A 9,819-nucleotide genomic window follows, 5' to 3' on the forward strand; every position below is an offset into this window, starting at 1 on the left:
GCCCCCCCCCCCCCCCAACCTTCAGTGGGGGGTCCGGGCCCGGGTTCCGAACGTGCCGCCGCCCCCGCTGGTGAACACCACGCCAACGAAGAAGGAAGACCGGGTCGAGTACACGGGTCCGCCCGTGAACATTCCTGGACCGCCGCCGCCTCCGGCTCCGCCGGCTCCGCCGCGTCCGTCCACGATCACGAACGTGCAGTGGTCGCGTCAGCCGCGTCCGACCGCCGACGACTTCCCGGCTCGCGCTTTGGAACGGGAAATCAGCGGATCGGCCACGGTCGAGTGCACCGCTCGGTCTAACGGCTCTCCGGCGAACTGCCGCGTGGTGTCGGAAGAGCCTGCGGGTATGGGCTTCGGTCGGGCCGCTGTCCGCGTGGTTCAGCGTGGACAACTGTCCCCGCGTACCGTCGATGGCGCGGCTCAGGACGCCACCTTCCGCGTCCGGGTGCCCTTCACCCTCGGGTAAGGCGCTCCGTCGAAGAAAACAGACGCCTCGGAGAGCGATCTCCGGGGCGTTTTTCTTTTATGCCGCGCGGTGACGAAATCTGATGAAGCCGCTTGATCCCCTGCCGCAGTCCCGGTAGAGAACGCGCCTCGCGATGCGCGGGCCGCCTTAGCTCAGTTGGTTAGAGCGCCGGTTTGTGGAACCGGAGGTCCTCAGTTCAAGCCTGAGAGGCGGTACCATCGCGCAGCGCGGCCGGGCTTGCGGCCCGCCGCTGCAGTGACCATCTCCTGATCGTCGGCGTCTTTGACGCTGATCCCCCACATCGACAGGAGAGCGCAATGAAGACGCGCAAGTTGGGCCTGAACGGTCCCGAGGTTTCGGCCATAGGCCTGGGCTGCATGGGCATGAGCGCCTTCTACGGCGGCGCGGACGAGGGACAGTCCATATCCGTCATCCACCGCGCCCTCGACCTGGGCGTCACCCTGTTCGACACGGCCGAGATGTACGGCCCGCACACCAATGAGATGCTGGTCGGCAAGGCGCTGAAGGACCGGCGCGATCAGGCCTTTATCGCCACCAAGTTCGGCATCAACTACAACGCCGACCGCTCCAAGCTTCTGGTCGACGGCAGCCCGGCCAATGTCCGCCGCGCCATCGAGGGCAGTCTTCAGCGTCTCGGCGTCGATCACGTCGATCTGTATTATCTGCATCGGGTCGATCCCGACACGCCGATCGAGGAGACGGTCGGCGCCATGGCCGAACTGGTCAAGGAGGGCAAGGTCCGCTTCCTGGGCCTGTCCGAGGCCGCGCCGGACACCCTGCGCAAGGCCCATGCGACCCATCCGATCACCGCCCTGCAAACCGAATATTCGCTGTGGACGCGGGACCCGGAAGACGAATTGTTCGCGGTCGTGCGGGAACTGGGCATCGGCTTCGTGCCCTACAGTCCGTTAGGTCGGGGCTTCCTGTCCGGCGACATCAAGTCCATCGACGATCTGGAGGCGGACGACTTCCGCCGCACCAATCCGCGTTTCATGGGCGAGAATTTCCAGAAGAACCTGGATCTGGTCGAGGCGGTGAAGGCCATCGCCGCCGACAAGGGCGTGACCGCCGCCCAACTGGCCCTGGCCTGGGTCCTGGCCCAGGGCGAGGATCTGGTTCCGATCCCCGGCACCCGCCGCATCGCTACTCTGGAACAGAACGCCGCCGCGACGGACATCGTCCTGACGCCGGAAGACCTGGCGCGCATCGATGCGGTCTTCCCCAAGGGCGCGGCCGTGGGCCACCGCTACGCCGAGGCGGCGCGGGCGGCCCTGAACCGCTAGGGGCGCAGGCCGCCCGAGGCCGATCCGTCAAGCCTGACGGCAGGCATGAAAAGGCCCGGCCGGAGCGATCCGGCCGGGCCTTCGTCTGTCTGGGTCGGGCCTACTGGATGCGGGTCCAGGTCTGGGTCTTGCACAGGGGGGCGACGACACAGCCGCGCAGGTTCAGGCTGTTGTCGTTGGTCATGGTGATGGTGCCGCGATAGGTGCGGCCGTCGGCCGGGTTATAGACCGAGCCGTTGCGCCATTCGGTCGGGCCGCCGGTGAAGCCGGTCAGCATCGGCAGGTTCCGCAGGGTGCGGCTACGCAGGGCGGTGTCGCGATTATGCTCGTCCCGGACGTCGGCGTCCGCCCGGATATGGTTCGACGTCACCAGGGTTCCACACAGGGCCTGGCCGCAACGGGCGATCCGCACCTGGCCGCCGTTGGTCGGGGTCTGCCACAGGCCGGTCGGATCCGCGGCCAGGGCGGGAGAGGCGAGCGCAGGCGCCAGGGCGGCGGCGGCCAGCATGATCTTGGTCTTCATGGTCGTTCCCTTTTCTCGGGCCGGTTCGGCGACCCGTTGATATGCAGGGTGATCCGGGTTTCGGTTCAAAACAAGGCTGAACTGATCCCCTATCGCCAATGAAAACCGGACCTTAGGGAAGCTTTCGTGGCGTTCAGCCGGGTCGCCTTGACCTTGTGGCGCGGCAAGCGTCTGATCTGGCGAAACAAGCCTTGGGAGACACCATGGGCGATCGGCCAGGAAACGATCACGGAAGCCTGATCAAACAGGCGCTCGACAACGGCGCCGAGCCGGCGCGTTCGGCCCTGGCCGCATCCTGGCGTCGGTCCATGTCGCTGTACGGCCTGGATCCCGAGGACGGCGGCCGTCCCCAGACCCTGACCGAGGCGCAACTGCATGAGGCGCGCCAGGCCATGGAGCCGATGACGCGGGCGGCGCAAGGGGTGCTGGATCGGCTGTTCCTGGCCGTCGGCGACACCGGCTGCTGCATCCTGCTGACCAATGCCGACGGGGTGCCGCTGGAGCGCCGGGGCGCGGCGGCGGATGACGACATCTTTCGCCGCTGGGGGCTATGGCCCGGCGCCATATGGTCCGAGGCGGTCGAGGGCACCAACGGCATCGGCACGGCCCTGGCGGAACACCGGCCCCTGACCATCCATCGGGACCAGCATTTCCATACCCGCAACACGGCCCTGAGCTGCACCAGCCATCCGATCCACGATCATCTGGGACGCCTCGCCGGTCTGCTGGACGTCTCGTCCTGCCGGGCCGATGCGACCGCGGGCGTGCTGGGCCTGATCGCGGCGGCCGTGGCGGATGCGGCGCGGGCCATCGAGGCCCAGACCTTTCGTCAGGCCTTCTCCCAGGCGCGGATCGTCCTGGCCGGGGATCCGGTCGAGCGGAATACGGCGGCCCTGCTGGCGGTCGATCGGGACGACCTGGTGATCGGCGCCACCCGCGCGGCCCGCCTGGCCCTGTCCATCACCGACGAGCGGATCGCGGCCCAACTGGCGGCGTCAGAGGTCCTGGGGGCGGGCTGTGTCGAGACGGAGCTGCTGGAGGCCGAGCGCGGGGCGGTGCGTCGCGCCCTGGCGCGCAGCGGGGGCAATGTCTCGGCCGCCGCGCGGGCCCTGGGGATCAGCCGTGCGACCCTGCACCGCAAGCTGCACCGGCTGGGGCTTTCGCGCGAACCTCACTGAGCCGACTGTCGCAGGCGTGCGACAGGTTTGCGCTGCACCATGAACGGCCCGTCTGGCGGATCGGCCGGGGCAGGCAGAGCTTCCCGTCCCAACGACGTCGGCAATCGACGCCCGAGGGAACGTTAGGAGTGTTTCATGACCAAACCCGAATTCGCGCGCGCCGCGACCCCCAAGTTCAAGACGCGCTATGACAATTTCATCGGCGGCCAGTGGGTCCCGCCGGTCAACGGCCGCTATTTCGAGAACACCTCCCCGGTGAACGGCCGCGTCCTGTGCGAAGTCGCACGCTCGGACGCGGCCGACGTCGAACTGGCCCTGGACGCCGCCCATGCCGCCAAGGACGCCTGGGGCAAGACCAGCGTCGCTCAGCGCGCCGTCATCCTGAACAAGATCGCGGACCGGATCGAAGCCAATCTCCAGGCCGTGGCCGAGGCCGAGACCTGGGACAACGGCAAGCCGGTGCGCGAGACCCTGGCCGCCGACATTCCCCTTGCCATCGACCATTTCCGCTATTTCGCCGGCTGTATCCGCGCGCAGGAAGGCGGAATCTCGGAGCTGGACCACGACACGGTCGCCTATCATTTCCATGAGCCGCTGGGCGTAGTCGGCCAGATCATCCCGTGGAACTTCCCCATTCTGATGGCGACGTGGAAGATCGCCCCGGCCCTGGCGGCGGGCAATTGCATCGTGATGAAGCCGGCGGAACAGACCCCGGCCTCGATCCTTCTGCTGATCGAACTGATCCAGGACCTGTTGCCCGCAGGTGTGCTGAACATCGTATCCGGCACGGGCGCCGAGGTGGGCGAGCCCCTGGCGACCAATCCGCGGATCGCCAAGATCGCCTTCACCGGTTCGACCGCCGTGGGTCAGAAGATCATGGAGTATGCCACCAAGAACATCATTCCGGTGACGCTGGAGCTGGGCGGCAAGTCGCCGAACATCTTCTTCAAGGACGTGATGGACGCCGACGACGCCTTCCTGGACAAGGCGCTGGAAGGCTTCGCCATGTTCGCCCTGAACCAGGGCGAGGTCTGCACCTGCCCGAGCCGGGCCCTGATCCATGAAGACATCTATGAGGCCTTCATCGCCAAGGCCATCGCCCGGGTCGAGGCCATCGTCCAGGGCGACCCGCTGGACCCGGCCACCATGGTCGGCGCCCAGGCGTCGGAACAGCAGCTGAAGAAGATTCTCAGCTATCTGCAGATCGGCAAGGACGAGGGGGCCGAGGTGCTGACGGGCGGCGAACAGTCGCTGCTGCCGGACGACCTGTCGGGCGGCTATTACGTCAAGCCGACCGTGTTCAAGGGCACCAACGACATGCGGGTCTTCCAGGAGGAGATCTTCGGTCCCGTCCTGGCCGTGACCACCTTCAAGACCTTCGAAGAGGCGATGGAGATCGCCAACGACACCGAATACGGCCTGGGCGCCGGGGTTTGGTCGCGCGACATGAACACCGCCTATCGCGCGGGTCGTACCATCCAGGCCGGTCGGGTCTGGACCAACTGCTATCATCAGTACCCGGCGCATGCGGCCTTTGGCGGCTACAAGAAGTCCGGCATCGGGCGAGAGAACCACCGGATGATGCTGGACCACTATCAGCAGACCAAGAACCTGCTGGTCAGCTACAGCCCCGACAAACTGGGCTTCTTCTGATCTGCATCAAGGATGGCCGGTTCCGGATCGGCTATTCTCCGATCGCTCTCTGATCCGTCTGTCCGGAGAGCTAACTCCCAGGCGGGCGGGCCGGTGTCCTGCTTCCGGTCCGCCCGTTCCCCCAAATCGATGAGGATGTTCCATGTCCAGAACCATGAAGGCCGCAGTCGTGCGCGCATTCGGCCAGCCGCTGACCATCGAGGAGGTGGCGGTCCCCGAGCCGGGTCCGGGCCAGATCCAGGTCAAGATCGAGGCCTCTGGCGTCTGTCACACCGATCTGCACGCCGCCGAGGGCGACTGGCCGGTCAAGCCGAATCCGCCCTTCATTCCGGGCCACGAGGGCGTCGGCTATGTCTCGGCTGTGGGGGCGGGGGTCACTCTGGTCAAGGAGGGCGACCGGGTCGGGGTGCCGTGGCTCTACTCGGCCTGCGGCCACTGCAAACACTGCCTGGGCGGCTGGGAGACCCTGTGCCACGACCAGCAGAACACCGGATATTCGGTCAACGGCGGGTTTGCGGAATACGCCATCGCCGACCCCAACTACGTCGGCCATCTGCCGGCCAACGTCAGCTTCACCGACATCGCCCCGATCCTGTGCGCCGGGGTGACGGTCTACAAGGGGCTGAAGATGACCGACACCAAGCCGGGCGACTGGGTGGTGATCTCGGGCATCGGCGGCCTGGGCCATGTGGCGGTTCAGTACGCCAAGGCCATGGGGCTGAACGTCGCCGCCGTGGACGTGGACGACGCCAAGCTGGACCTGGCGCGGCGGCTGGGCGCGACCGTGACGGTCAACGCCAAGACGTCCAACGACCCCGCCGCCGACATCAAGGCCCAGACCGACGGCGGCGCCCAGGGCGTGCTGGTCACGGCCGTCTCGCCCAAGGCCTTCGAACAGGCGGTCAACATGACCTCGCGCGGCGCGACCGTGGCCCTGAACGGCCTGCCGCCCGGCGACTTCCCCCTGTCGATCTTCGACATGGTGCTGAACGGCACCACGGTGCGCGGCTCCATCGTCGGCACCCGTCTGGACCTTCAGGAGGCGCTTCAGTTCGCCGCCGACGAGAAGGTCAAGGCCACGGTCTCGGTCGAGCCGCTGGAGAACATCAACAGCATCTTCCAGCGGATGCGCGACGGCCAGATCGAGGGCCGGATCGTGATGACGATCTGAAATCGACGCGATCCCTCTACAAAAAATAGAGTCTATTTCGTCTATTTCGTCTATTTCCGACGTCCAAAGCCGTTGCGTCAGGATGTCGGATCGCGATGTCAAAGACCTGGGCGAGATCATAGGCCCGTCGGCGAACGTGCTGGGTTGGCGGCTTGAATCATTTTCAAGCCACTGATCCCTCGACGGTTTTCCTGCGGAATTAGGAGGGCTGGGCGGTCCCAGCCCTCGCATCAGGCGGGCGACCGCGCGGTTCGCCCTTCCTTCTGCGGCTTCACCCCCAGCAACAGGCCCAGCCATCCGATCCGGCGCGCGATCTCGTAGGCGAGGAGGCAGCCCAGGGCGGTGATCAGGATCAGCAGACCGGCCTCCACGCCCAACGGCAGGTGGAGTGCGGCCAGATTATAGGCCCCCACGACCGTCACCGTCTGGTGCACGATATAGAAGGGGAAGACCCCTGCCGAGAGATAGCGCAGAGCCGGAGCGTCCCGGTTCAGCCATCGCGCGCCGAAGCCCAGGATGGCGGCGATGAAGCCCGCCTGATCCAGCGCATAGACAATCCGCATCGCCTGTCTGAGTGGCTCGGACGGATTGACGTCGCCGCGATAGACCCAGGCATAGGTCGCCCAGGCCGCCCAGCTGCACAGGGCGATGATCAGGGCGGGCCAGCGCAGCCGCATCAGGGTCTGACGCGCCTCCTCGGACCGGGCGATCAGATAGCCGAACAGGAAGGCGCCGAAGCTGAGCGCGTGGTTGTACCAGTCGTCGGTAAGGGCATGGGTGATCTCGAACCGGGGCGCCAGGAACCAGCGGATCAGGATCAGATACAGGACCGGCCAGACCACCAGCCCCCATCCCCGAAATACTCGATCCCCCACCGCCTGAAGGGCGCGCCGGACGGCCGGAAAGGCGATCATCACCGTCAGCAACAGACTGTAGGGCAGCAGATAGGCGATGAACCACAGGTGGTTCCACGTCGGCGTGGTCAGACAGCCGTCTGCGTCGCACCAGTGGCCGGTCGAGGTGGCGTACCGCACCCAAAAGTCCTTGAGCACCGGTCCGTGCGCGGGGTCCGCGATCCCCAGGCCCTTGGCCGCCTCGACGATCTCGTAATAGCTCTGGGGCGGTACGATGACGAACATGCCGAACAGAAGCGGCGGCAGCAGGCGCAGGGTGCGTGATCCGGCCAGCGCCCATCCGCTTTTGCCGCGCGCCTCGAACCCGTCCGCCAGAAAACGGGTCGCACAACCCGAGACCAGAAACAGCAGGGTCAGCCGCCACGGGCCCGTCATCATCATGATCGGCTCGAGCGCCTCGATCTGACGCGGACTCTTCACGTGCCAGTCCCAGGGCACATAGAACATGCCGACGTGATAGAGGATCAGCAGCATGAAGGCGCCGACACGGATCCAGTCCAGATCGTATCGTCGGCCCGACATCGCGGACGATGACACGAGCGGGGGCGGAACAGACATGCGAGAACTCCATGGCGAATGATGCAGGCCCCGTCCTCGCGAAACGACGGGCGGGTCAGCAATCGTCTGGGGCCGTGCGGTCGCCTGGCGGGGACGGCGCCGGGGTCGTCGGGACGAACGGCGCGCGTGTCGTGACGAGCGGATGGACGGCTATCGCGCGACGCCTGAACGGTCGCGATCTGTGGCGGTGCGCCCTGGCGGTGCTGGCCTTTTCGCTGATCAACACGCCGGTCAACATCCTGACGGCCCAGGCGGACAATCCGGATGTGGCCGCCTGGAAGCCCATGGTCTGGGAGGTGTCGAGCACCCTCACCCTGATGGCGGTGATCTGGATTCCCTGGCTGGCCGCCAGTCTGGCGCCGCCGGACGAGGCGGCGGGCGAGGGATGGCGGCCCAAGGCGCGGTTCGCCGTGATCCATCTGGCGGCGCTACTGACCTATTCGGCCCTGCACGTCAGCGGTTTCGTGGCGCTGAGGAAGCTGGGCTATGTCGTCATGGACGCGGGCGTCTATCAGTTCGGCGACCGGTTCCCCTATGAGCTGCGCAAGGACCTGGTGGCCTATGTCCTGCTGGTCGGGGGCTTCCTGCTGACCGCCTATCTGCGGCGGCGGCGCGATGAACCGGTGCGGCCGGTCAGTTTCGACATCCGCGACGGCGCCCGCATCATCCGCGCGCCCCTGGCCGACATCCTGGCCGTCAGTTCGGCTGGGAACTATGTCGAGTTCCTGCTGGCGGACGGGCGGCGTCCGCTGATGCGCGCGACTCTGGCGGCGGTGGAGGCCGAACTGTCGCGGTTCGGCTTCGTGCGGGTCCATCGCTCGTGGCTGGTCAATGCGGCGCGCGTCACCGGCTTGCAGCCCGACGGCTCCGGCGACTGGACTGTGGAATTGGGGGCGGTCAATGCGCCCCTGTCACGCCGCTATCCCGCCGCCCTGGCGACGCTGCGGGGCTAGCCGACCAAGGCCAGCCATTCGTCCTCGGTCAGGACCTGAACCCCGTGCTTCTCGGCGTCCTTCAGCTTGGAGCCGGCGCCGGGGCCGGCGACGAGGTAGTCGGTCTTTTTGGACACGGAGCCCGAGACCTTGGCGCCCAGGCTTTCGGCGCGGGCCTTGGCTTCGTCGCGGGTGAAGCGTTCCAGGGCGCCGGTGAAGACCACGGTCTTGCCCGCGACCGGGGTGTCGGACTTGGGCCGTTCGGCGTCGAGGATCTGGGTCAGCTCGGCCTCCAGCGCGGCGACGACCTGAAGATTGTGCGGCTCGTGGAAGAAGTGGGCCAGGGCCAGGGCGGCGACGGGGCCGACGCCGGTCACGCCGGCGATCTGGTTCAGGATTTCGGACGGGCCTTCCTCGCGTGCGACGCGGGCCAGCTCGACCAGGCCGGACCAGTCGTCCGTCATCCCAGAGACTTGGATCGCCAGAGACCGGCGAGCGGGGGCGGCCATGCCGGGGAAGGCCTGGCTGATCTTCATGTCCATGGTCGCCTCGGGCCAGGGATCGGCGGCGGGGGGCGTCGCCTCGGCCATCAGGGTCAGGACGCGGGGCGATATGGCGTGGGCGCCGGCCAGGGCGGTCCAGGCGTCGGACGGCACGCCCGAGGCGGCCTGGAGACAGGCGGCCTTCAGCGCGGGCCAGCTCTCGAAGGCGCGGGCCAGGACGATGGAGGTCTGTTCGCCGATGTCGCGTATGCCCAGGCCGAACAGGAACCGGTCCAGCGTGATGATGCGGCGGGCGTCGATGCCGGCGACCAGGTTGCGGATGCTGGTCTCGCCATAGCCGTCTTCGCGTTCCAGTTCCTTCAGCCGCGCCTCGTCGCGGGCCAGGCGGAAGATGTCGGCCGGTTCCTTGATCCAGCCGCGCGCATTGAAGGCGGCCAGCTGTTTCTCGCCCAGGCCCTCGATGTCGAAGGCGCGGCGGCCGACGAAGTGTTTGAGCCGTTCGACGATCTGGGCGTCGCAGATCAGGCCGCCGGTGCAGCGGCGCTTGACCTCGTCGCCTTCGCGCACCGCCTCGGAGCCGCAGACCGGACATTTGTCGGGGAAGACATAGGGGACGG

At 67.1% G+C, this 9,819-nt stretch carries 9 protein-coding genes and 1 tRNA gene; 7 read left to right on the forward strand and 3 right to left on the reverse strand.

The features are described 5' to 3' along the window. Positions 1-193 precede the first annotated feature (193 nt). The 3 genes from ER13_RS19060 to ER13_RS13750 all read left to right on the forward strand — a co-directional run bounded on the left by ER13_RS19060 (position 194) and on the right by ER13_RS13750 (position 1,770). On the forward strand, positions 194-466 hold the full coding sequence (locus tag ER13_RS19060; protein ID WP_231492553.1) for an energy transducer TonB: 273 nt from the start codon (positions 194-196) through the stop codon (positions 464-466). Between the two features lie 141 nt (positions 467-607). Beyond that, positions 608-684 (forward strand) — tRNA-His (locus ER13_RS13745). 99 nt (positions 685-783) lie between these two features. Beyond that, the gene (locus ER13_RS13750; RefSeq protein WP_035310106.1) at positions 784-1,770 is read left to right on the forward strand and encodes an aldo/keto reductase; all 987 of its coding nucleotides are present in this window, start codon (positions 784-786) and stop codon (positions 1,768-1,770) included. Between the two features lie 100 nt (positions 1,771-1,870). On the opposite strand, the gene ER13_RS13755 is transcribed toward ER13_RS13750, so the two are convergent. Then, positions 1,871-2,293, reverse strand: a complete 423-nt coding sequence (locus ER13_RS13755; RefSeq protein ID WP_035310109.1) for a DUF2147 domain-containing protein — start codon at positions 2,291-2,293, stop codon at positions 1,871-1,873. A 203-nt stretch (positions 2,294-2,496) separates the two neighbouring features. On the opposite strand from ER13_RS13755, the gene ER13_RS13760 reads away from it, so the two are divergent. The 3 genes from ER13_RS13760 (at position 2,497) to adhP (ending at position 6,295) form a co-directional block, all read left to right on the forward strand. Further along, the gene (locus ER13_RS13760) at positions 2,497-3,471 is read left to right on the forward strand and encodes a GAF domain-containing protein (protein ID WP_035310113.1); all 975 of its coding nucleotides are present in this window, start codon (positions 2,497-2,499) and stop codon (positions 3,469-3,471) included. 135 nt (positions 3,472-3,606) lie between these two features. Further along, positions 3,607-5,124, forward strand: a complete 1,518-nt coding sequence (locus ER13_RS13765) for an aldehyde dehydrogenase family protein (protein ID WP_008261774.1) — start codon at positions 3,607-3,609, stop codon at positions 5,122-5,124. 142 nt (positions 5,125-5,266) lie between these two features. Further along, complete coding sequence (gene adhP / locus ER13_RS13770; protein ID WP_008261496.1) at positions 5,267-6,295, forward strand: alcohol dehydrogenase AdhP; 1,029 nt, start codon at positions 5,267-5,269, stop codon at positions 6,293-6,295. A gap of 230 nt (positions 6,296-6,525) precedes the next feature. Here adhP and ER13_RS13775 read toward each other — a convergent pair whose 3' ends face one another. Beyond that, complete coding sequence (locus tag ER13_RS13775; protein WP_231492552.1) at positions 6,526-7,767, reverse strand: acyltransferase; 1,242 nt, start codon at positions 7,765-7,767, stop codon at positions 6,526-6,528. A 131-nt stretch (positions 7,768-7,898) separates the two neighbouring features. Between ER13_RS13775 and ER13_RS13780 the strand changes: the two genes are divergently transcribed. Next, positions 7,899-8,720, forward strand: a complete 822-nt coding sequence (locus ER13_RS13780) for a LytTR family DNA-binding domain-containing protein (protein ID WP_197019797.1) — start codon at positions 7,899-7,901, stop codon at positions 8,718-8,720. On the opposite strand, the gene ER13_RS13785 is transcribed toward ER13_RS13780, so the two are convergent. Continuing rightward, on the reverse strand, positions 8,717-9,819 hold a 1,103-nt coding region (locus ER13_RS13785; RefSeq protein ID WP_304412789.1), incomplete at its 5' end, for a BRCT domain-containing protein. The two genes, ER13_RS13780 and ER13_RS13785, sit on opposite strands and share 4 nt — an antisense overlap.

The organism is Brevundimonas sp. EAKA (assembly GCF_000698025.1).
Lineage (GTDB): Bacteria > Pseudomonadota > Alphaproteobacteria > Caulobacterales > Caulobacteraceae > Brevundimonas > Brevundimonas mediterranea_A.